The sequence below is a fragment of the Pseudomonas synxantha genome, assembly GCF_900105675.1.
GTDB lineage: Bacteria > Pseudomonadota > Gammaproteobacteria > Pseudomonadales > Pseudomonadaceae > Aquipseudomonas > Aquipseudomonas synxantha.
Genome location: NZ_LT629786.1, coordinates 5,121,224 through 5,143,599, shown reverse-complemented (window position 1 = coordinate 5,143,599; position 22,376 = coordinate 5,121,224). Strand labels below are relative to the sequence as shown.

Below are 22,376 nucleotides of genomic sequence, written 5' to 3'. Positions count from 1 at the left end.
GCATTCCACAACACGACCAACAGCCTCCTGAGGCGCCGCAGCAACGGCACTAGTCATTCTGCGTCAATCGAAACGGCTTTCCACCCCCAGCAAGCCCGCTTCTTGTTGTAGCTCAGCACAGCAGTGCCAGATATTTTCCGGCCATCCTCGACTCCGTGCTCTGTCACAAGCGGGGGCGCAACGAAGATGTCGGTTTCCGTGAAGCCCATGCCATTGGATACGCGGACCTCCTCACAGAATGCCTTTTTGACATGTGCATCTGGCTGTTTGTCGGTCGACCAAGCCTGATGCACACGGAACCCCTGGCCTTTTTTTGACGTGTATCGGGATAGCCTTAGACCTATCGAGTCCCCTTCAACGAAAGAACCGGACAGTTCGGAAAGAGGGATTACACCCTCTATCTCGCGGTCGACGATGAAGTGGAGGACGTGCTTGTCCTTGTTGATGTGGTCGATCACACCTGTTTTTTCCGGAAAAACATCCCAAAGCGTTTCGGATGGCCTGTCTTCCAGCACGAAAATCCTGAACCTCTGATTGTCGTCAAACTCGCCCTTGATCCTGACCGCATTGCCCGGAGCCAGCTTCTTGCGTCCAACCTTGGATTCGGAAATGCTCACCTCTGTCGGGATAGAGGAGGTTTTCAGGAATAACCTCCGCTTCGGCTTGTCCTCTTTGCCTGGAACCGTAAATTTTTCGCCAATGTTGGCATCTTGCCAAGGCAAGTTGCTGAATAGCAGAGTTTCGGCAGCTGCCGCATGAGTCTGATAGAAGGCGCGGTTTGAAGCGCTGGCCTGCGATTCGGCAAACCATGGCTGAGAAGCGAGTTGAGCCGCGGTTTCGGGAATTTTGTGGCCCTCATTCTCCTTGGAGGCGATAACCGTCTCGATTTCGCGCTTGGCGGCAGACAAGTCATTGCATTCCAACATTCGTTGAGCGACTTTGAGCCTGATTTTTCCCGTGAATTTTTCATCGGCGGGGCAGGACAGTGCCTTGCAGTAACAGCCGAGCGCCGCTTGCTGGTCGGTGCGAGAAACGATGTCCCCCAGTAACCCCCAAGCCCAGTAGTCGTTTGCCTTGGCCTTAGCGACTTGGAGCCCGAAGGCTAAGGCCTCGTCATGCGCGCCCAAGGACAAGAGCACCTTCGCTTTATCGAGTTTCAGCCAGATGTTGTCGGGAAATCGCTCGATTGCCGCGTTGATATGGGGAAGCATGTAATTCTGGTCTTCGGCGTTGGTTGAGGCGCTGGCCTCCTTACCTGCCTGCTGGATGACCTTCTCCGCCAAGGACGGGTATTCCTTGCCGTCCTCCGCTCGATAGCGCTCGAAATCCTCCGAGCGCAGATATTCTAGTTTCCACAGGCGCGAAAAACCAAGCATGCTCAATTTGTCCTGCCCTGCGAGTTTCGCGGCAAGTTGAAGTACGCATGCGTGCAGCAGCGAAGGCTTTTCAACATCCAGCTTGAGATAGTCGTGCAGGTTGCGCTTGATGGCTCCGAGGTTAACGCTGTCGGCAGCCATCAACTCCTTGGAGTGCTTGAACAACGCCCATCCAAGGCCAGTCTGGGTTTCCTTGTCGGCGGCGCCGTCGGCCCACACCGTGCGATAAACGACAGCTGCTTGCGCATGCTGGCCATCCTTGCTGAGGGCTTTCGCCTGGCTGATCTGCTGCCCGTGGGAATTGCACAGCGCCAGGGCATTACGAATCCCCTTGGCGAGCACGTCGTCTGAGAGGTCGACTTTGCTGCCTTCCAGTTGATTGCGGTAGTGGGGCAGGTTCTCTTGGTTCCCGCTTTTGGCGTCCCGCTTGATGAGGTCGATCAGGGTCCAGCAGAATGCTTTCCGGTCCCAGTCATCTACTTGCGGTGCCCCCATCAGTTCCAGTGCCATCCGATATGCCTCATCGATCGCACCTTCCTTGCGTTTGGCGAAAACCTCCTTGTTTGTAATCACCCCTGCATTCCTTTTGTAAGAAGTAAGCCGACGTCACCGACCAACGAGCCCGGCGAGCAGGCGCTGATCAGTGGCTGGCACTTCGTGAATTGATCTTTCGCGCTGTACCAGACATCGTAAACGGCGACCGCGCCATCTTTGGCAAAGCTGTATCGCTGGGACCATTGCTGCTCTACAACCTTCTGAACGGCAATGCCGCTCTCACCGCAAAGGCTGAGAACCCTCTCGTGGAAATCGTTCAGGAATGGCTTGGCGAAGCGCATCTCGATAATCGGGGAGTCTGTGCCCGCAAACAGTGGCTTGCCTTTGAGCGGAGCGAGTAGAGCTGCCAACTTGGCGCCCAGGTCCGTAAGGCGGGGGGCAGCGACGCTGGTAACCTTGTTCCTGCTGTTGTAGGCGATGTCTATCCGAGCAAACTCTGCTTCGCGCTTGAAGTGGTAAACCTCTTGGTATTGATTGTGAAACACCTCCTCAATGGCGATGCCCTGGCCGTCGATCAGCTTGCAGACCTCGGCCAGCAGAGAAAGCAGAAACGACGCCGTCGGGGGAATGCCAAATGTGTCGGAGTTCTGCAGAGCAAGGGCCACAGACGTCTGCTGTGGGCTGGCGGGCATGGCAAGAATATCCTTCAGCGGATTCGGGAATTGAAGAAAGTCCAAAGCAGGATTCGAAACGATTTCAATGCGGCTCCACGGTTGCAGGTTCGGCGGGTCGAGCAAATAAAGGTTTTTTGCCGTGCGCGTGATTGCGGTGTAGAACCAGCGGAAATAGTCGGCTGTCAGCTGGCTTTGGTGGCTCTTGGATTTCACAAACACATGATTCCATTCGCTGCCTTGGGCTTTGTGACAGGTGATTGCGTAGCCGAACTTGAGCCTCAGCGCGTTGAAATACGGATCGGTTTTCAGTTTGTGCTTGAACTCGGCGCTGTTCCTCTTAATGCCTTCGTTGCGAATGCAGAAATCCAGATAGAGTGCCTTGTTCTGATCGGACGAGAGGCCAGGCTCCTTGCTGTAGAGCAGATCCTCCAGGATTTTTATCTGGAAAAAACGAGCAACGCCTTCCAGATCTTTGAAGCCTACCACTACATCACGAAACGTCAGCAGAACCGGTGTTTCCTCGAGTTTCCCCGAGTCAGGGACTTTCCTTTTAAGCGTAATGGTTCGTTTCTCCGGGGAGGAAATTACCTGCCGGATCAAGCCGAAATCACCGTTCGAGATGAATATCCCGCAGGCGTCGCTGTTCGAGACGGCCATGACCTTGTCCCCGGGCATAACCTCTGGACAGCCTGGGAAAAAATGCTCTCGGATTTGGCGGTTGTAGTCCCCAACATCGGAGTTTGAGTGCGCGATGACTATGGATTCCCCGTTAATCTTGCCGCCGCAGGACTCGAGATAGCGCAACATCAGATCCTGGTGTTCCACCTTCTGGACGTCGGGATGGTCGAAATCGATCACCAGTTGATTGAAAACCTTGGCTTGCAAAGACTTTCGAATCGGTATTGCGTTTGCGATTACGCCGCTTTCCGATTTTTGCCGAACCACCTCCGACAGTTCGTACCCGGTCGAGCGTGTGTGATGCTTGCGCAATAGGTAATCCGCGTCCAGAGCAGGCGAGAAGCTCATGCCCACCGGTGGCAACTGCGCGTCGTCACCGATGAAAATCACCTTTTTGCTGTGATCGTTGTGGTCTAGGTTCACGAACTTGAGGAAGTCGGCAAGCAGGTATCCCGTCCCGAAACGAAAAAATTCCGCCTCTTGGTAGATATCCGCAATCATGGACGCCTCGTCCACTATGTAGACCGTATCAGCTGAAAGGCTGTTCACCGCCACTTGAGCGTAGAACTTGAACGTCTCGGTTCCGTCCATCCCGGCGTCGCGGTACTCAGAAATGTCGTCGAACGAGTAAATGGTCTTGTGAATCGTGTAAGCGGGTGACTTTGTCTTGCTGGCGATTACTTTTGACGCCTTGCCGGTCGGCGCGGCAAGAACGTAGTTTCGGCCTATCGCGCGAAAATACTCGGTCAGGCCCTTGGTGACGAAGGTTTTGCCGGTGCCCGCGTAGCCTTTGAGGAGGAACACGCTTTCCTCATTGCCGTTGAGGAATCGTTCCAGCCGGTTAATCAGCTCCGCCTGTCCGTCAGTCAGTGAATACCCGGCGAAGGCGTCGTTAGTGCTTATCAGCCTGCGCGTGCGCGCGGATTTGAAATCGATTGTTTCGGTGACCCGCGCGGCCGAGTTTTTGAAATCTCGGAGTTTAGCCTCGTCAAGCGTCTGGTTTAGGGTTGCTATTTCGGCTTGGGCGGCTTTCTCCGCAGCCTCCAATAGGCTCAACTCATCCTTTGCAGCTGCCAACTGTTTAGCAAGGTTTTCTCCTGCCTTGCTCACCTCTGCGAGATGCTCAGAGGGTTTAGTCGGAGCAGTGTAGGGCGGATACTCGTCGAGACATTCCCCGCTGTAGGTCTTGTAAAACCACTGACCGATAAGGTATGCCTCCTCAATCAGTAGAAGGGAAATATCGGCACCCATCGAGTTGCCGTGGGCGGCTTTGTTGCCGAGCATCCGAAGGGCGTGGAGCTTTTGGAGGACGGTGTCGCCGACAACCTCCCGGAAATCCGGCAATTTGAGCTTTTCAAAAAAACCATCTGTCGGTTCGCTCGGAAGTCTCAGCTCTCTGTAGAGAATGCCAACCAGGACTTCAGCGAAGCAGCGCATCTTGATGGCCGCCGTGTGCGGATCTGAAAACACGTAGAATTCGGCAAACGATGCATGCTGATACAGCTGGGGCCAGCGAGCTTTTAGAGGATAAAAATTATTCGAATTCATTTGTTGTATTTATCCACCTACAATCTCGAGGGCATGCAGAATTTTGTACGCACAGGAGACTGCTGTGACAGTTTTGCGGGTAGCAGCTTAGTTAAACTGTTCGCCATCCCCCCATAATCTCACCATTTCGTGGTGTTGGTCTCACCAGCCTGCGGTCACCTACAGAGTCATGTAGCGCTCTGCCTTGTTCTTCAGAAACAAGCCGGCTAATTCGGTTTTTTCTTTGGTGCAGTATGGTGCGAAGCGTAACCTAAAATTATCGAAAGCGTACCGGGAACACACCTTTCGAACTCCAGCATTAAGGGCATGGTGTCCGCGCCGGTGATGAGTACACTGCATGCCTGGATGATCATCCAGCGCTATCTCGTGGCCGAAGGTTCGGCTTTCAGCAGAGTGCTGGACTACAGCCTGAAACGCAGGGCAGCTCTGTTGCGCTACCTCGACGGTGGAGCCGTACTTGTTGATAATAATTGGGCGGCGGACCAAATTCGGCCGTTGGCACTTGGGCGCAAGAACTGGCTCTTTGTAGGTTCGTTGCGCAGCGGTAAACGGGCGGCTGCGCTTATGCTTTTGATCCAGTTTCTCTACTGAATGGACATGATCCGTACGCGTATCAGAAGGATGTTCCCACGCGCCTGCCGACGCAGCTGGTGAGTGAAGTCGACCAGTTGCTGCCGCATACTGGCTAACGGTCTAGTCACGCAAGGTGTGATGGCCGGACGCATGGTGACCGCGCCGTGTAAGGTTGATGTGATGGTTGTCGCGTTCAAGTCGGTGACGCGTCTTGAGGGGCTGGGCTGGTAATCCAGGAGTCTGGGACGCATGGAGTGTCAGATTGTGATGGCCCGGTTTTGTCGATGCTCACTCAAACACAGTCTTGCGTGAGGCATCGCGTTGCGATCAGGAGAACCACTGTTTCAGTGTTTGCTTCGCCCGAGTCACGTGCTCGGCCTTGATGTGGGTCGCGGTTGCGGCCAAAGCCGCGCATAAAACGCCGATGTCGTCGGTGTATCCTACGATTGGAGTGATATCCGGGATGACATCGATCGGCGAGATGAAATATCCCAGCGCTCCATAAATGGTAGTTTTCGCCCACGTTGGGGTATCCGAATCTGTTGCGGCGTAATACATCTTCAGCGCTGGCTCGAGGGCGGCCTCGCCTGCGGATTTTGCATGGCTTTTGATTTTTTCCCAGAAGGAATTGTCCGAGTAGTCCTTTTCAAATGCGTTGTCTGACATGTTTTTATCACTCCTCATTGCATTCGAGCACAACCGCTTCATCAAGCTTGCAGGTGCTGGTATGGCCGTCCATTCCCCAGTGATTACTGCTGTAGATACCGCGCGACACTGACTGGCCCTCTTCAGTGAATACCTCAATCACTGCGTTCCAGAGGGAGGCCCTGGGGGGTTCAGTACTAGGGTCAAGACAGAGCAAATGGGTCAGTTGATATTGACCTTCGTGTTCATAGCCTTGATGGCCCACGACCATCATCCAGTGGCCACTATGCTTCGACCAGCTTACGCCTATCAATGGAATGCCGTTCCTGTCCAGCGCATCGCGTAGTTCGCTGACTAGCTGTTTTTTGCTGCCTGTCACGTGCTCGACTTCAATACCACTTCCACGGAAGTGTTGGGCAAGGCTAGCCAGATCCTCGCCGTTGGTTCCGGAGGAAATCAGCGCGCCATGGGAGATCAGCGCGCTACGAAACTTGCCTTCGCGGCTGCGACCATCCCAGAGATTCATATCAGTGATCTCTTTACGCTCTAGCACGCCGAGTGTGAGCAACGCCATCATCAGCGCGTATGGGCCACAAGCGCCGTCGGCATCGCCCTGGCGCAGATGCACCAGGGCGCCATTCTCTGCGCAAGTTTCGGGGCCCTTTGGGGAAACCATTAACCAGCGGCTTACGCACATCGTGTTCATTATGATCTCAGCCCTCGATCCGGGTGAATTCGGCTTCGATCAATTCCCCGGTTTGGCGCCATTCCCGGAATTGTTCACGTAGCTTTTTCTGCGTATCGATGGCGACCTGAACATCAGCAGCATTGGCATCAAGCGAGGCGTAGTCAGGGAAGAATCGCTCCTCGAACGAGACGTCCTGAATCATGTTCAACAGTTCTTCACGCTGGTTGTTGAAGTTGTCCACCATCTCTGCAATGGCCTGTCTGAACTGATCCTCGCGTTTCTTGCGCTCATAGCTGTCCCAAGCTTCCAGTGCCAGGCCTGCAACCGACAGGATGCCGTTGAGGTTTTTCGCCAGGTTAACCGCGCCCCAAGGCTTGAATTTAAGTGCCTTGCCCAAATCTACGCCGAGGGTCTTGGCTACGCTGACGATGCCGTCTCGGGCAGCCAGAATGGTGCCATTGTTGATCAGGTTGCCTTTGATCACATAGTTCACGCCTTGCTTGCCCAGGTTGATCACGTTGGTGTTGAAGTGATCGATTTCGGAGTCGAAGCTCAGCCGCATGCGGCTGAGCTCCTGGCTCACCCCGTTGAGTTGACGATCGAATTCGTTTTGCAGGCGTGTGGTCACCATGACCCCATCGCGCCCAATCTCGCGCTCGAAGAACTCCTTGAAGGTCTCTTGGGTCAGCCCTTCAGTGCGCATGATCAACCCGGAAAAATAGCGGGTGACAAATTCGCGCAGGCCAATGCGTACCTCACCGATCTGACCCTTGGCACTATCGAGCTGACGACTGAGCGTGCGGCTGACGCCGCTGAGGCGCTCTACTTCTTCGCCCAGGCGTTGGTCGTTTTCCACCGCCACTGGCAACTCTTTGTGCAGCACGTCGAGGATCACGCTCTTTCGCGCTTGCTCGACGATTACCGCAGAGCCGCCGCTGGACTGGATTTTGCCGGCGGTTGCTTGTTGCAGGTTATTGATGTGCGAAAGTGTCTTGAACTGCTCGATCCGCTCGAGCCAGTAATCGGTGCCCATGTCGAACGGATTTGCCGCCACTGCGACGATGCTCAGTGCCGCCACCTCCGCGTCGCTGGCGCCGATGGACTCGCGAAGTCGGCTTTCCACATTGCTGCGTTTGACCTGCAGGTGCTGCGCATAGCTGGCCTCATCCTCCACGTCGGCCACTTCGTCGAAACGGCTCAACACGAAAACGGTGCGCGGCAGCAGGTCGAGCGTGCGGAATAGCCAGTTCAGGTCATCTTTATGGCTGTCCTTGATCGGGTTGGTCGAGTTCATCACGTACAGCACCAGGTGTGCTTCGCTGACGTATTTGCGCGTGATGTCCTTGTACTTCTCCATCGCATTGATATCGGCGTTGAACTGTTCCTTGAAACCGAACAGCCCTGGGGTATCGATCAGCACGAAGTTGTCATCTACTTCGTAGACTTTCACCTCGTTCGATGACTCCTGCTGGCTGATATTCATGCTGGATTTGTCGAGACGCTCCATCCAGGCCGCAGCGATGGACGTCTTGCCTTCAGAGAAACCACCGATCAGGGCAATTTTCAGCTTGTCGTTGGCCAGGTTCTGACTGGCATGTTCGAGCTTGCTCAGCAGTGTCGGGTCGATGTTGACGCCCAGTGCCGTGCCTTTTTCGAGGAACACTCGCAGTTTGTCCAGCAGTGCCAGAGCCTTGTTGTTTTGGTTCAGAAAGAGCTCAAGGGTCGAGTTCATGGTGCAGTTCCTTATGCTTTGAGGTCGCTGGCTATCTTTTTCAGGCCGAGGTGGGCAGCGTCGAGTTTTTGGTTGATGTGCCGTGCCTGCAGGGCGGGTTGCCGAAGAACGGTACGGATTTGTTCGATTTTCTCTTCCAGTGGCGGCAGCGCCTGCGCGAGGGTTTCGCGGAAACTGTCGCGGATCGCCTCGCAAGCGTTTTCGAGGTTGTTGTCGGTGGCTTTGCGCTGTTGGCCTTTCTTGTAGTCACTGTCGAAAAAGCTCCACACGGCCTTTGCGAGACCGACCAGTAGCGTCGCCACGCCAATGGACATCAGCACCCAGCCGGCGGGGTTCCAGAACAACACTGCACCACCGGCCAGGCTGGCCAGCAAGCCTACGACGTTGATCCCGTTGTCGATGTTCACGTTCAGGCTGAAGTCTCCGGCCAGGCGTGCCTTGCCGATCTGTGAGTAGCCGGCCAGCAGGTCTTTGGCATGAGCCTCGAAACGCTGGACGATTTCGCTGACATTCTTCTGGAACTGCTCGACTTGCTTGTCGAGTGCTGTGGGGAGTTTTTCCTGCAGTGCCGACTGCTCACTCTGTAGCGCCTGCTCCAGTGCTTCTTTGAAATCATCATTGCTGATGTCGTCGTCGATGCTGTCGTAAACGCGGTTGCGCACGGCGTCTTCAAACTCGCCGATGGCCTGCTCGCCCGCATTGCTCAGGCGGCTGTTGAGGGACTTAAACGCAATTTGCAACTGGTGACAGGCATTCTCGGCTTCCTCGTGCAGTTTTTTCGCCAACGGAGCGAACTGCGCGACCTGGATGGCTTTCACTTCTGAGCAAACATCGGTTACCGCCAGTTGAACCTTGTTCATGTTCGAGCGGCGTATCTTGGTCTGTACGTTTATGACCAGGTCTCGGGTCAGGTGCCGATAGAACTGCTTGACGCCGGATTTTTCCAGCAGCGCGTCTGGCGCCATGGCATCGAGGAATTTCTTGCGGCTGGTCGCTATCGTGGAGCGTGGTACCAGGCAATCGGCTGCTGCATAGAACGCGGGCAGGGCGCAGAGGGTCATGCTGCGCTGGTAATGCTCGCCCAGCTGCTTGCGCATGATCTGGTCAAGATCATCCAGGCTGGCCTGCTCGTCAGGGCTGATCAATGCGGGTTTTTGCAGGGCCATTGGGTTGGTGATGCGTTTGTTGTAGAGCGTCCAGACTTCCGTCTGCGCACCCAATTGCGCCTTGATTTTTTCCAGAGTACCAGGACAGCCTGCATCACCGGTCTGCGGAGGTGCCGCTTTGGACGTTACGTAGAACACCGCATGGGCACGCTTGACCGCGTTGCTTATCTGCTCGCTGACCTTGCTTTCGTCACCCTCGATGCCGGGAACATCGAGCAACTGAAAGTGCTGCCCTTCTGAATCAAAGGCATACGCTTGGGTTTGGCGGGTGAAGTCAGCGCGGCCATCACCGATGATGCTGCCGTCTTCGAAGGCGGCCAGTTGCTGTAGACCATCCAGTGCCGTTGCATGACGTTGGCAGGTTTCGGCTAGCAGGGACTGAATATCTTCGCTTTGCTGACGTAGCGTGGTCATTTCGGTTTCACGCTGTACGGACAGCACGGAGGAGCCGGCCTGCAACTGCACCAGAGCGATTTCTTCGGGAAGCTTGCGCAGCAGGTTGAGAATGCGCTGGATCGGATTAGCGCTTCGTTTCTGCTCTTCGATACGCGTGCGCAGGGCGTCTTCTTGCAACTGCTGTTCGACTTGGCGCTGGTCATGGCGAGCATCGGTGGCGGCTGTTGCACTTTCGGCCTGAGCCAAGCGGCTTCCCAGCGACTCGATTTCGGTTTCCAGTGCCTGCAACGCCGCTTCGCTCAGCCCCGACTGCTGCTGCAAGGCGAGGAAGCGCTGACGTTGCTCACGTTTGGTGTTTTCCCTGAGCAAGATGCGCAAGGTTTCGATCAGCGTAGACTTGCCAGCGTTGGTTTCGCCATAGAACGCAACGGTGAAGGTCTTGTGTTCAGCGTTGTCCTTTAACTCGTTAATTGCCTTGGTCAGCGCCTGTTCGATTTCCTGCAGTTTGCTCTGCGCCTCTGCTTGGGCCGAGGCTAGGCTTGGATCGTCGGCACCCCGTGCCAAGGCTTTGAGCAAGGTGCTGATGTGATCGATAAGTTTAAGATAGAGGCCTTCGGAGAGGTCTTCAGCTGCAGTCATGGTGTCTTCCTATCTGACTAAATGGGCTCGATTTTCTGCAGCGATCTGTTGGCTATCCAAATTCATGGGCTGCGCAAGTTGTGTTCAGGCAGGGGCACCCAATCAGCGTGGCAAACTGAGGGCAAGTAAGGAGGCGTAGTGCGGGCAGGTTGAGCACCTTATCGTCCTTGCTAGCTCAGTGGATCACCCGCGTCATTGGTACAATGCTGGCATCTGGACATCGGCCGTCAGAGAAAAAACTTTAACGTGGTGGCGAGCACTTATTTCGAAGAGTTGGAATCCAGGCGCATGTTGCTTATCGCTCAGACCTCGGCGCAGTGCACGGCATGAGCTCAACGAACGGCTAAAGAAGGTATGTCTACTTACCTCTGTAGCCGTATAGCCAGAACGTGGTGTTCGAGCGACTCGCCCAGTTGGGCGCTGCGCGCACAGCCGCCGACATCGCCGATGAGCTCACCATCCGGCCCACTTGCTAGAGTTGCGCTGAAGCCCCGAGCGGCACCGCCGACGGTACCAATGGTCGCGCCTATTTTTATGGTCGTTCAGAGTGAAGCAATTTTGCTGGCGTTACAGAGAGGGCATTGCATTTACATTGGGAGCTCAATGACGTGGTTATCATGGCGGTGATGTAGCACTGAGTATTTTTCCAAAAGATTGGCAAGTGATTATTTTGTACGAGTCGCCTTAATAAAGGCAGTCGTGCGAAATGGCCTATGTCAGCCTCATCATCCTTGGAAGAGGTAAGGCAATGCCTAATACCTTTACAGTCCTCAAAATGTGATTGATGATTGCAGCGTGCCATCCTTGGTGGCGAAAGTGCATAGGGAGGATGCCTTGTCCATATCGGCTGGTGCCGCAGAGTTACTTCTCGTCGCGAACAAACCAGGTCTCACTGAGACAGGTGGAGGGCATGGTGCTAAGGGCGTGGACTTTCAGCGCTGGTGGGCGGTGCTCCGAATGGTGGAAATGGAGCGGGCGAACGAACCGGACTTCTTGCTCCTTTTCGAGACAGTGCAAGATGTCACGGAACTAAACTCAGTAAATACTCCTACGCGCGCTCGTGTTTATCAGGTGAAAAAGAAGGACCGTGGAGAGTGGACGTGGTCCGTTCTCACTGGGACAACGGCGCCTCCTAAGAAAAAGAGCTCGACAACTGCATCAAAGGCAGTAACACCCACATTTACAAAGGTCAGTGACAGTGCACTAGGAAAGCTTCAGCTCAGTCTTGCAGCCTTCAATAAACTGCCCGTCGAGGCCTACTTCATTTCAAATGCTGGATGTGACATTCCCCTCGCTGCCGGAGGAAATGCTGCAACGTCAATGCCTTGCTCACTGGCAGATTTCGCCCCTGAGCATTCGCAATTGTTGGCTCAAGCTCTGCATTCGCTTAGTGCTGATGGCTCACCTGTTCCAGACTTGACGAAGCTCAAACTGAAGAGAGTCGCCATCCACCCTGATGAGCCCAGCAGTTACGTCATCAAGTCCGCTCTGGAGCTATTGACGCAGCGGAGCCCTCCTCATGCGGGCCAAGCCGCATCGTTCGTAGAATCCCTCGTTACTAAGATTTCTCCTCTAGGTCGCCACACTGATACTTGCTCATCTTTCGGCGATCTCGTTAAGCAGCGAGGGTTCGCAAGGCACGAGTTTATCTCTGCGCTGGGTGCGCTCGAGACCATTCCAGATCACTCTGCATATCTGAATGACTGGCTCACGCAACTGCAGAGCGAAGGAATGGATTTCATGGTGGTGACTGCAATGCGTGCGGAGGCGGCCCGAGTTGTGCGTGAGCAACTCACAGGCGCGACGCTGCCTGTTGTTCAATCTCTTCATGATTTTTGTGATGTCTGGCTCGACGCCAATGCGCGCGGGTTGGGCCTGCGACCGTATTTCGAGGCGGGGTTAGCTGCGCTGAGACAGGATTTCAGCAGCTTTCGTGATGCCGAACTTCTAGCGCGCTTTGCGATGAGGGCTATTAAGAAATGCGTGGACCCGAACTGAGATTCCTCGTTCGTAGCTTGAGAACTAAGAACTATGAAAAGCTTCCGATTCGAAAACATCTGGCTGCTCTCGCATCGCGACAGGAAGGCGAGGCACGTGAACTTCCACCCGAAGAAGAATTTGTTGAGGGGGAGGAATCACACGGGCAAGACGAGTCTGATTCGCAGTCTCTTTGAGACTCTTGGTGCCAAGCCTCAGGGGAAGCTGGAATCATGGGACGACAACACGGCATCACTCCTTGAATTCTCTATCGACGGGCGTCACTTCTTCGCGCTTCACCAGAACGGGCGGCGTGCGTTGTTCAACATCAATCGAGAGATGATTGTCGCCACCTCGAAATTTGGAGAGTGGTCTCAGGCCTTCTGTGACGTCACTGATTTCAACCTAGTGTTCACTGACAAGAAGGAGTCAGAGATTCGGCCGGCGGACCCTGCGTGCTTCTTCTTGCCTTTCTATGTAAATCAGGACGGCAGTTGGCAGTCTGAGTGGAACACCTTTGGCGGGCTCAAAAGATTCAGCTCCCCCTGGAGCGCCATTCTGGAGTACTTCACTGGTGTGTGTCCGCCTGAGTACTACCGTGCTAGAGCAGAGAGGGTTCAAGAGTCCAAGGTTCTTGAGGAGCATCGGCGCGAGTACAAACTCCTTGAACGTACTATAGAGCGCTTTAGCCGTACGCTGCCCTTATCCGGTCCCAAGCTCAACCCTGAGAACTTTGCAGATGAGATCGATCTGCTGACCCAAGAGGTCAATGAGCTGAATCAGCGGCAGGAGATGCTACGAAGTGCTGCTGTCCGCGAGCAAGACTTGCTTTCCAGTTTGGAGCAACAGATTCGGCTGGCCGATGATGCTCTCGCGGCTTATGACCACGATGCCAAGTATCTGCGCACTGGAGATTCTGAGCCGCTGGTTTGCCCAACTTGCAACGCCGAGCACACCAAGTCATTCCTAGATCTGCTCAATTTCGCTGAGGACGCGCGTGTACTACGTGAACTCGCTGGACGCCTTAGGGATGACGCAAACGAAGTACGGCATCGATGCAGAACCGCGTTGGCCGAACTCAGCACACTTAACGAGAACTATCAGCGCATCTCCACGTTGTTGGGTACGAGCAAAGGCGAGCTCAAGTTCCAGGACGTCGTTGGTAGCATGGGCGCAGAAAGTGCGTTCGCGGCGTTCGAAGCCGAGCGTAAGCTGCTGCAAGAGGCGATCAACAAGGCTCTAGGTGCGGTCGATTCATTAGATGAAAAGATGAAGTCGCTGCGCGCCGTGAAAAGAACGCGGGCGATCTTGGAAGACTTCAGATCCTACTACGTGACCGGTCGTGTTGCGCTGCAGCTCCCCCCTGTGGACGCATCAAAGATGAAGCTCACCAGCCGTCCAGACCTATCCGGAAGCGGCGGACCTCGGTCGATTTTGGCCTACTACGCCGCATTGTGGCGAACGTGCCAAGGTGTGACCGGTACGTACGATATACCAGTCGTCATTGACTCGCCGAACCAGCAGGCTCAAGACGATATTAATCTTCCCGCTGTGCTTCAGTTCATCGCTAAAGAGTTGCCGGAGGACATGCAGCTAATTGTTGGACTGGAGACTCCAACGGACTTCCCCTTCGATAGAGAGATACACTTGGACGTGAAGTACTCGATGCTTCGTGAAGACTACTGGGACGAGGCGGAGCGCATCATTGAGCCACTGCTCAAGAAGATGTACGCAACGATGAAATCCGATGTCGAGGAGTCCAGCGACGATGTGTCGGAGCAATGACGTTCTCTCTATCCGAGAACCATGGGTTTTGTCCGACACCGGGCCGTAGATCAACGTATCGACACGACTTTTCTGTCCCTGTTTTCCTTGATTGCTGACACTGAGAGGTTGCCGGTGGCCGCTTCCTGGATGTGCTCGCTCCACCACTTCATCATTGGGCGTCTGCGCTCTATGTAGTCCGCTCGGTTATAGGCGCTGCGTACCTCGTCTTTATCGACGTGGGCAAGCGCAACCTCGATCAACTCAGGATCACAGCCCTGCTCGTTGAGGATGGTGCTCGCCATTGATCGCATGCCATGACTTACCAAACGCCCTTCGAAACCCATACGCTTTAGCGCCATGTTAGCGGTCTGGCTGTTGCAGTGAGTGCGAGGGTTCCGGTCTGCAGGAAAAACGTATTCCCTGTTTCCACTGTAGGGCTTGATGGCCTCTAGGAGTGCCAGAGACTGCTCCGTGAGAGGGATAATGTGTATGCGACGTTTCTTCATGCGCTCCGCTGGGATCGTCCAGATTTTCTTCTCGAAGTCGATGTCAGCCCAGCGAGTGGTGGCGGCCTCTGCGGGTCGGGTCATCGTATGGAGCTGCCATTCGATTAGGCAGCGAGTTGTTCTTTTAATGCTGGCGTTGGCAATTGCCACCATGAGCTCATTTAGCTCATCGGGCGGCAGTGCCGCCATATTTTTCTTTTTTGGTTTCTTAAAGACCGAGCGAATCCCGCTAAGGGGGTTAGCATGGATGAGCCCATAATTCACCCCATAAGTCATTATCTCGTTGAGGCGCTGGGTCAGCCGTTTAACAGTCTCCAAACTACCTTTGGTCTCAAGAGGTCTGAGCAAATTGATGACCTTAGGGGCGCTGATTGCGGAAATTGGGGTTGAGCCCATGTCCGGGAAGATGTGGAGCGTGAGCGAGCGCCAAATATCTTCAGCGTAGGCAGTTGTCACTGAGTCTTTCTTTAGTTCAAACCATGCCGTCGCCACGTTTTGAAACGTGTGCTCTGTCGCGGCTTTTTTCACTTGGCGATCAGCATCGCGCTGCTCTTTCGGATCTAGTCCCTGGGCGACAAGCTCCCTAGCCTCAACTGTCCGTTTGCGGGCTTGGGCCAGGCTGATCTCGGGAAAGGTACCTAATCCCATATTGATCCGTTTTTTGGTCACGGGATGGATATAGTTGAAATTCCATAGCCTTGAGCCATTGACTCTCACTCGCATTTGGAGGCCGTTGCCATCCGTGAGTGTGTAGTCCTTTTCCTTAGGCTTGGCGGCTTTGACTTTCATGTCTGAAAGGCGCGTGGCTTGGGCGCACATGGTGTATCCCAATGCTGTTTGTGTATTCCAAAAATTACCAGCTGGGAGCTTGGAATACCACTTGGAATACACGTTTGCATGGATGTCTATGGACGCTGATAGATCATGATGGCGCTGAAGGCCCCATGTTTGCTGGGTTTAAGGCACAAAAAAAGACGTCCTTGGACGTCTTTAGATGTTTGATTGGTGGAGCCGGGGGGATTTGAACCCCCGTCCGCCAGTACTCCGCTGTCGGTACTACATGCGTAGCCGTTTCTATTAAGTTAACCCTCAGCGACCCGAAGGGCAGGGTGCTTTGGGCGAGTTGTGTAAGTTTTAGCCGCTTCGTCCACAACGTACTGCACGGCGATTCTGTTCTATATGACAATCACTTTGGGTTTACAGACATCCCCTGGTGATTGCTGGACCCGAAGGTACCAGAAGCTCAGGATCTAAGGCTGCTTACGCAGCGATAGAGAATTCCTGGCCGTAGTTTTCGTCATTGGCAACTATAAGAAGTTGCAACAGTGGATTTACGAGTTCTGTTACCAACTCGGCATGCACCTAAAGTTTCGCAACCGGCGTCGAATCCTAAACGGCCCCGTGCTTGTAACTCGTTGTTTCTTAGTGAGTGACAAGCCTGTGCAGTGTACGCCAAAAGGTCAGCTAGGCCAACCCGAAGGTTGGCCCTATCGCTTACTGACCGCCTTTGTCGCTGTTTTGCAGGTCCTGCAGGGCCTTGGAGGTGATTTCGATGCACTTCTTCTCATCACCTGCCGCGAGGGCGGCCTTGGCCTGGGAAACGGCGGTGTCTATTTCGCCGCTTTTACCACTGGTATCGGTGGAGAGCAGGGCCTTGCCGTTGTTGATTTTATCCAGATTGATCTGGCACAGGTCTTTGTCACTGCCGGCCGCAAACACAGGGGAGGCCAGCATCGCAGCGGTAATAAACAAGCCAGCAAGAGCGGAACGCTTCATAGGGTATCTCCTTGCGCAAAAGGGCTCGACGCTGCTGGCGTTCAACCGCTGCCAGCGACATCACTGATGAGCCTCGTTTGTCGAGGCCTATGCAGATGACTGCGCTGGCGCGCCAGGGTTCTGTTTTTTTGCAGGTTAGTGAGCGCGTGCGCGGGTGACCCGGTCCACCAGGTACACCAAACCGTGGTAATCGATGCCGCCATGCTGGCTCAGCCCTATCTCACAGGTGCGGCTGGTGGAGATACCTTCGCTGCAATGTTGCACGGCGTCCTTGAGCGACCGCAGGGAGTGGGCGTTGAGTTCCGGCGTGGTAAAGCCTTTGTCGCCGGCAAAGCCGCAGCAATGAATGCCTTCGGGGATTACCACGGTTTTTGCGCAACGCCGGGCCAGCTCGATCAGCGCCTGGCTTTCGCCCAGGTGCTGGGTGCTGCAGGTGACATGTACGGCGATGGGCGCTTCCTGGGGGGTGAAGTCGAGGCGGTCCATGAGGTGGGTGCGGATGAAGCGCACCGGGTCGTAGAGGTCCAGGCGAGTTTCGCCCAGGTCTTGCACCAGTCGCAGTGTGCATGGGCTGGTGTCACAGTAGATCGGGTCAAGGCCGCCACGGCTGGCGTGGAGCAGGGCGCCGATCAGTTCCTGACGCTTGTGTTCAGCCTGCTCGGCGTAACCTTTGGAGGCGAAGGGCTGACCGCAGCACAGGCTGTCTTGGTTGTCGGGGAATACGACTTGGTAACCGGCTTTTTCTAATAGATTGCGGGTTTTATCATACAGCGACATCTGCTCTTTATCCCCGGCTGCCGGGCCCATGGCGCGTGAGACGCAGGCGGCCAGATACACCACCCGCGGGCGCTCGTCCGACACTGCCGGGCTGAAGCGAATGGCTTTTTCCGGTTGAGGCATGGCGTTGGTCCACTGCGGAACCTGGCCTTTGGACAATTTGGTCACCGTGGCCGACCACTTAGCCAGGCGTGGTGCGCCCAGCAGCATGCGTGCGCCATTGGCGACGTGCAGGGTAAAGCGTGCGCCTTGCAGCGCCATGGAGAAATGGCTGGCAAGCCATTCGGCGGTCTTCGTACGGTCGGCCTCGCGGCTGCGCAGCTTTTTCACCAGATCACCGGTGTTGATACCGACAGGGCAGCGTTGGGCGCAGAGCCCGGTCGCGGCACAGGTCTCGATGCCTTGGTAGTGGTAGGCCGCTTCTAGCTCGGTGGTGTCGACCCCCGCGCGTTGCTTGGCCTGAATATCGCGCCAGATCACGATGCGTTGGCGTGGGCTCAGGGTCAGGCCCTTGGATGGGCACACCGGCTCGCAGAACCCACACTCAATGCACTTATCCACAAGCTCATCGGCGGCAGGCAGGGGCTTGAGGTGTTTGAGGTGAATCTGTGGGTCGTCGCTGAGCACCACATCCGGGTTTAGAATGCCGTTGGGGTCGAGCAGGCGCTTGAGTTGCCACATCAGCTGATAGGCATCGCTGCCCCATTCCAGTTCAACGAACGGCGCCATGTTGCGGCCGGTGCCGTGTTCGGCTTTCAGCGAGCCACCGAATTCAACCGCCACCAGTTGCGCGACTTCATCCATGAACGCTTGATAGCGTGTGACTTCTTCGCGGCTGTTGAAGCCCTGGGTAAACACAAAGTGCAGATTGCCTTCCAGAGCGTGTCCGAACAGGATGGCTTCGTCGTAGTGATGTTTGTCGAACAGTTCGATCAAGCGGTTCACGCCAATCGCCAGTTGCTCTACGGGGAAGGTGACGTCTTCGATGATCACGGTGGTGCCGGTCTTGCGCACGGCGCCTACGGCGGGAAAGGTGTCTTTGCGGATTGCCCACAAGCGAGCGTTTTCCACGGGGTCTTCGGTGAAGTCGACCTGTTTCTCTACGGGAAACGCCGCCAGGGAAGCCATGATCAGCGTCAGTTGTTCGTGCAGTAATGAGGGCGAGGCGGCCCGGGATTCGATCAGCAGTGCGCAGGCATTTTCCGATAAGTGTTGTACGAATGCGGGCATGCCCGGCTTGTTCTGCACCGAGCGCATACTGCGTCGATCCAGCAGTTCGACCGCTGAGACGGGCTGGGTTTTCAGCACCGTTACCGCGTTGCAGCACGTCTCGACATCCGGGAATACGATCAGTGCCGAGGCTTTGTTCGGGTGATCGACCACCGTGTCGTAGGTGACGGCACTGATAAACCCAAGGGTGCCCTCGGAGCCCACCAGCAGGTGGCTGAGAATATCCAGCGGGTCATCGAAATCCACCAGGGCATTGAGTGAAAGGCCGGTGGTATTTTTCAGACGGTATTTGTGGCGGATCTTTGCCGCCAGTTCAGTATTTTCCCGCGTCTCACGGCCTAATGTGGCCAGGCGTTCAAGCAACGCGCCGTGTGTCTGGCGAAAGGCTTGCACGCTGGCGGCGTCTTCCGTGTCCAGGCGGCTGCCATCGGCCAGTACCAGGCGGATGCCCGCCAGGGTGTGGTAGGTATTCTGCGCCGTGCCGCAGCACATGCCACTGGCATTGTTGGCGACGATACCGCCAATCTTGCAGGCATTGATCGACGCTGGGTCCGGCCCGATCTTGCGCCCGAATGGCGCGAGCCAGGCGTTGGCCTGGGCACCGATGACGCCCGGTTGCAGGCGTATCTGAGTGCCTTGCCCGCGGATTTCGCGATGGTTCCAGTTGTCTCCCAGCACGATCAGCACCGAGTCGCTGATGGCCTGCCCGGACAGGCTGGTACCGGCGGCACGGAAGGTCACTGGCACGTGATCACGCTGGGCCAGCTGCAGCAGTGCGACCACTTCGTCTTCTGACTCCACGCGGATCACCAACTGTGGGACCAGTCGGTAAAAGCTGGCGTCGGTGCCGAAGGCCAGGGTGGAGAGTGCGTCGTCGAAACGGCGGTCTTTCGGGATCAGTTGTGCGACGTCGCTGATAAAAGCAGCAGGCAGGCTCATCGGTCCTCCAGAAATAGCAGACGCCGGAATCGTTATCCGGCGTCGATTCTTACCCTATTACGTGCAGGTCTCAGTGCACCAGCATACCGGTGAACCAGTAGGCCTGCGCCAAGGTGATCAGCCCGACGATGGTGGCAAAAAACAGGCTGTGCTTGAGGGTAAAGCGGAACAGGTCGGATTCCTTGCCTACCAGGCCAGTGGCGGCGCAGGCCACGGCGATCGATTGCGGCGAGATCATTTTGCCGGTCACGCCGCCGCTGGTGTTCGCCGCTACCAGCAAGGTGTCGTTGACGCCAATCTGGTGGGCGGTGGTGGCTTGCAATGAGCTGAACAGGGCGTTGGATGAAGTATCGGAGCCTGTCAGGAAAACCCCCAGCCAGCCAAGGAATGGCGAAAAGAACGGGAAAGCTGCGCCGGTGCCGGCCAGCACCAAAGCCATGGTCGAGGACATGCCCGAATAGTTGGTGACGAAAGCAAACGCCAACACCATGCCGATGGACAGGATCGGCCAACGCAGCTCAAAGAAGGTTTCTTTTAAAGTGGTAAGACCAGTTTTTACGTCAATTTTCAACACCAGCATGGAGATCAGTGCGGAGAAGAAAATCGCAGTGCCGGTGGCCGAAATCGGGTCGAGCTTGAATACGGCCGGGATGGCGGTCGGGTTGGTCACGATGGGGGCGACTTTGATCACCAGTTGATCCAGGTGAGGGATCGCAAAGTTGAAGACCCAGCTGTACATCGAACCGCCCACGGCGAACATGGCCTTGAAGGGCTTGAGGGTCCAGATGGTTACCAGCACGGTCAGGATCAGGAACGGCGACCAGGCCTTGAAAATCTGCCCCAGGCTGTAGGGCGAAACCACTGTACTGCGTGGCAAGCCGAAGCCGCCGGCGCTGGAGGTGACCGCTACGCTGGAGGTGGTGCCGGCAATCTGTGCGCCTGCGGTGCGCTTGGGCTGCCAGACTTTCAGGAACAGCGTCAGGGCAATCAGGCTGGCGAGTGCCGAGGTAATGTCTGGCAGTTCCGGGCCAATGAAGTTGGAGGTGAAGTACTGGGTGATGGCAAAGCTCAAGCCAGCCACCAATGCCGCTGGCCAGGTTTCGCGAACGCCACGCAGGCCGTCCATCATGAACACCAGCCAGAAGGGCACGAACAGCGACAGCAACGGCAGTTGCCGGCCGGTCATGGCGCCGATCTTGAACGCATCAATGCCGGTGACCTGGCCTGCGACGATGATCGGAATGCCCAATGCACCGAAGGCCACTGGCGCGGTGTTGGCAATCAGGCACAGGCCGGCGGCGTACAGCGGGTTGAAACCCAGGCCGACCAACAGCGCGGCGGTAATCGCCACGGGCGCACCAAAACCGGCGGCGCCTTCCAGGAAAGCACCGAAGCAGAAGCCGATCAACAGGACCTGCAGGCGCTGGTCGTCGGTGATCGACAAGACGGAGCTGCGGATGATCTCGAACTGACCGCTCTTGACCGTCAATTTGTAGAGGAATACCGCTGCCACGATGATCCAGGCGATGGGCCACAAGCCGTAGGCAAAGCCATAACCGGCTGCAGCCAGGGCCATGTCCACCGGCATCTGGAAGGCGAAGATAGCCACCAGGATCGACAGCGCCAGGGTGATGCTGCCAGCCACATGACCCTTAAGACGAAACACAGCCAGGGCCAGGAAGAAGAACACGATGGGAATGACGGCGGCCATTGCGGACAGGCCGAGGCTGCCGAGAGGGCTGTAGAGCTGTTGCCAGGTTTGCATATGGGGTGGCCCCTGATTTTGTTGTTGTTTGTGTGCTTGGATAATTGGTAATACCAATTTACATTCGCTGTGGGCTAGATTAAAAGGCATTGCAGTGGTGTGTCAATTTGCCGCTCGCGAAACTTTGGTCTGAGGCCGTGATGGGCGGTGCTCTGATCGGATGAATCAAAGGTGTTCTGATAGGTGCTGCAAGCGCAGCGATAGGCCAGAATAGAAGGCCCGGCGAGTGGTCGGGATCGTGGAGAGTGAGTTATGGGGTTTGATCAGGTGCGTCAGCGCCGTTTGTCTGATGACATTGTCGAGCAGCTTGAGGGCATGATCCTTGAGGGCACGTTGAAGTCAGGCGAGCGCTTGCCGGCCGAGCGCGCTTTGGCTGAACAGTTTGGTGTGTCGCGCCCGTCATTGCGTGAGGCGATCCAGAAACTGGCGGCCAAGGGGTTGCTGGTCAGTCGCCAGGGCGGTGGCAACTATGTGGTGGACTCCCTGGGTTCGACCTTCAGCGATCCGCTGCTGCATTTGTTGGAAAACAATCCCGAGGCACAGCGGGACCTTTTGGAGTTTCGCCAGACCCTGGAGGCTTCTTGTGCCTATTACGCGGCGTTGCGTGCCACGGAGGTCGACCGTGAACGGCTGACAGCGGCTTTTGAGGCGCTGCAGGATTGTTATGCGCGAGCCGACGAGGTGAGCCGAGTTGAGGAGGGCGCCGCGGATGCGAGATTTCACTTGGCGATTGCCGAGGCCAGTCATAACGCTGTGTTGCTGCACACCATTCGCGGCTTGTTCGATCTGCTCAAGCGAAACGTGGTGACCAACATCGGCGGCATGTATCAACAGCGTACAGAGACCCGCGACATGCTGATCAGCCAGCATCGGGATTTGTACCTGGCAATCATTGAGGGGCGAGCCGAGCAGGCGCGCGAAGTCTCGACACGTCACCTGTTGTATGTGCAGGAAGTGCTGGAGGAAGTACGTCAGGAGGTTCAGCGTGTAGCGCGGGCGGAACGACGCAAGGGCATGTAGCCCCGGGCA

13 protein-coding genes, 1 other RNA gene and 1 pseudogene are annotated in these 22,376 nt (G+C 55.9%); 4 read left to right on the top strand and 11 right to left on the bottom strand.

The window, feature by feature from the left end; genetic code table 11:
• Positions 1 to 53: 53 nt before the first annotated feature.
• Positions 54 to 1,949: a DUF7017 domain-containing protein gene (locus BLU48_RS23800; protein WP_057025040.1), complete on the bottom strand. Its 1,896-nt coding sequence runs from the start codon at positions 1,947 to 1,949 to the stop codon at positions 54 to 56.
• Positions 1,946 to 4,771, bottom strand: coding sequence for an ATP-dependent DNA helicase (locus tag BLU48_RS23795; protein ID WP_057025039.1), 2,826 nt, complete (start codon positions 4,769 to 4,771; stop codon positions 1,946 to 1,948). The genes BLU48_RS23800 and BLU48_RS23795 overlap by 4 nt, the downstream gene beginning before the upstream one ends.
• 324 nt (positions 4,772 to 5,095) lie before the next feature.
• Here BLU48_RS23795 and BLU48_RS23790 point away from each other — a divergent pair.
• Positions 5,096 to 5,460, top strand: a pseudogene (locus tag BLU48_RS23790) (IS66 family transposase); the annotation flags it as partial.
• Between the two features lie 211 nt (positions 5,461 to 5,671).
• On the opposite strand, the gene BLU48_RS23785 reads toward BLU48_RS23790, so the two are convergent.
• From BLU48_RS23785 to BLU48_RS23770, 4 genes are read right to left on the bottom strand one after another with little or no spacing between them, the layout of a single operon-like run.
• Positions 5,672 to 6,010, bottom strand: a complete 339-nt coding sequence (locus BLU48_RS23785; protein WP_057025037.1) for a YkvA family protein — start codon at positions 6,008 to 6,010, stop codon at positions 5,672 to 5,674.
• Positions 6,011 to 6,017: 7 nt separating this feature from the next.
• Positions 6,018 to 6,695, bottom strand: coding sequence for a cysteine peptidase family C39 domain-containing protein (locus tag BLU48_RS23780; protein WP_057025036.1), 678 nt, complete (start codon positions 6,693 to 6,695; stop codon positions 6,018 to 6,020).
• A 7-nt stretch (positions 6,696 to 6,702) separates the two neighbouring features.
• A complete protein-coding gene (locus BLU48_RS23775) occupies positions 6,703 to 8,409 on the bottom strand; it encodes a LeoA/HP0731 family dynamin-like GTPase (protein ID WP_057025035.1) in 1,707 nt (568 codons plus the stop codon).
• Between the two features lie 11 nt (positions 8,410 to 8,420).
• Positions 8,421 to 10,610, bottom strand: coding sequence for a coiled-coil domain-containing protein (locus BLU48_RS23770; protein ID WP_057025034.1), 2,190 nt, complete (start codon positions 10,608 to 10,610; stop codon positions 8,421 to 8,423).
• A 924-nt stretch (positions 10,611 to 11,534) separates the two neighbouring features.
• Here BLU48_RS23770 and BLU48_RS23760 point away from each other — a divergent pair.
• On the top strand, positions 11,535 to 12,608 hold the full coding sequence (locus BLU48_RS23760) for a dsDNA nuclease domain-containing protein (RefSeq protein ID WP_167659873.1): 1,074 nt from the start codon (positions 11,535 to 11,537) through the stop codon (positions 12,606 to 12,608).
• Positions 12,609 to 12,704: 96 nt separating this feature from the next.
• Positions 12,705 to 14,372, top strand: a complete 1,668-nt coding sequence (locus BLU48_RS23755) for a hypothetical protein (RefSeq protein WP_231988998.1) — start codon at positions 12,705 to 12,707, stop codon at positions 14,370 to 14,372.
• Between the two features lie 50 nt (positions 14,373 to 14,422).
• Here the strand turns inward: BLU48_RS23755 and BLU48_RS23750 are convergent, their stop codons facing one another.
• From BLU48_RS23750 to BLU48_RS23730, 5 genes are all read right to left on the bottom strand, one after another.
• Complete coding sequence (locus BLU48_RS23750) at positions 14,423 to 15,679, bottom strand: integrase domain-containing protein (RefSeq protein ID WP_057025031.1); 1,257 nt, start codon at positions 15,677 to 15,679, stop codon at positions 14,423 to 14,425.
• A 184-nt stretch (positions 15,680 to 15,863) separates the two neighbouring features.
• Positions 15,864 to 16,261: a transfer-messenger RNA gene (ssrA, locus tag BLU48_RS23745) on the bottom strand.
• A 93-nt stretch (positions 16,262 to 16,354) separates the two neighbouring features.
• Entirely contained in the window at positions 16,355 to 16,636 is a 282-nt protein-coding gene (locus tag BLU48_RS23740; protein WP_057025030.1) for a hypothetical protein, read from the bottom strand.
• A 135-nt stretch (positions 16,637 to 16,771) separates the two neighbouring features.
• Complete coding sequence (locus BLU48_RS23735; protein ID WP_057025029.1) at positions 16,772 to 19,582, bottom strand: FAD-binding and (Fe-S)-binding domain-containing protein; 2,811 nt, start codon at positions 19,580 to 19,582, stop codon at positions 16,772 to 16,774.
• 70 nt (positions 19,583 to 19,652) lie between these two features.
• Positions 19,653 to 21,347 carry a lactate permease LctP family transporter gene (locus BLU48_RS23730; protein WP_057025028.1) on the bottom strand — a complete coding sequence of 565 codons (1,695 nt, stop codon included), beginning with the start codon at positions 21,345 to 21,347 and terminating at the stop codon, positions 19,653 to 19,655.
• A gap of 252 nt (positions 21,348 to 21,599) precedes the next feature.
• Here BLU48_RS23730 and BLU48_RS23725 point away from each other — a divergent pair, with 252 nt between their 5' ends.
• Positions 21,600 to 22,367, top strand: coding sequence for a GntR family transcriptional regulator (locus BLU48_RS23725; protein ID WP_034117836.1), 768 nt, complete (start codon positions 21,600 to 21,602; stop codon positions 22,365 to 22,367).
• Positions 22,368 to 22,376 lie beyond the last annotated feature (9 nt).

Coding starts and splice junctions, on each gene's coding strand:
- BLU48_RS23750 (WP_057025031.1), bottom strand. CDS start 15,679: ATGTGCGCCCAAGCCACGCGCCTTTCAGACATGAAAGTCAAAGCCGCC.
- BLU48_RS23730 (WP_057025028.1), bottom strand. CDS start 21,347: ATGCAAACCTGGCAACAGCTCTACAGCCCTCTCGGCAGCCTCGGCCTG.
- BLU48_RS23795 (WP_057025039.1), bottom strand. CDS start 4,771: ATGAATTCGAATAATTTTTATCCTCTAAAAGCTCGCTGGCCCCAGCTG.
- BLU48_RS23775 (WP_057025035.1), bottom strand. CDS start 8,409: ATGAACTCGACCCTTGAGCTCTTTCTGAACCAAAACAACAAGGCTCTG.
- BLU48_RS23785 (WP_057025037.1), bottom strand. CDS start 6,010: ATGTCAGACAACGCATTTGAAAAGGACTACTCGGACAATTCCTTCTGG.
- BLU48_RS23780 (WP_057025036.1), bottom strand. CDS start 6,695: ATGAACACGATGTGCGTAAGCCGCTGGTTAATGGTTTCCCCAAAGGGC.
- BLU48_RS23735 (WP_057025029.1), bottom strand. CDS start 19,582: ATGAGCCTGCCTGCTGCTTTTATCAGCGACGTCGCACAACTGATCCCG.
- BLU48_RS23770 (WP_057025034.1), bottom strand. CDS start 10,610: ATGACTGCAGCTGAAGACCTCTCCGAAGGCCTCTATCTTAAACTTATC.
- BLU48_RS23740 (WP_057025030.1), bottom strand. CDS start 16,636: ATGAAGCGTTCCGCTCTTGCTGGCTTGTTTATTACCGCTGCGATGCTG.
- BLU48_RS23725 (WP_034117836.1), top strand. CDS start 21,600: ATGGGGTTTGATCAGGTGCGTCAGCGCCGTTTGTCTGATGACATTGTC.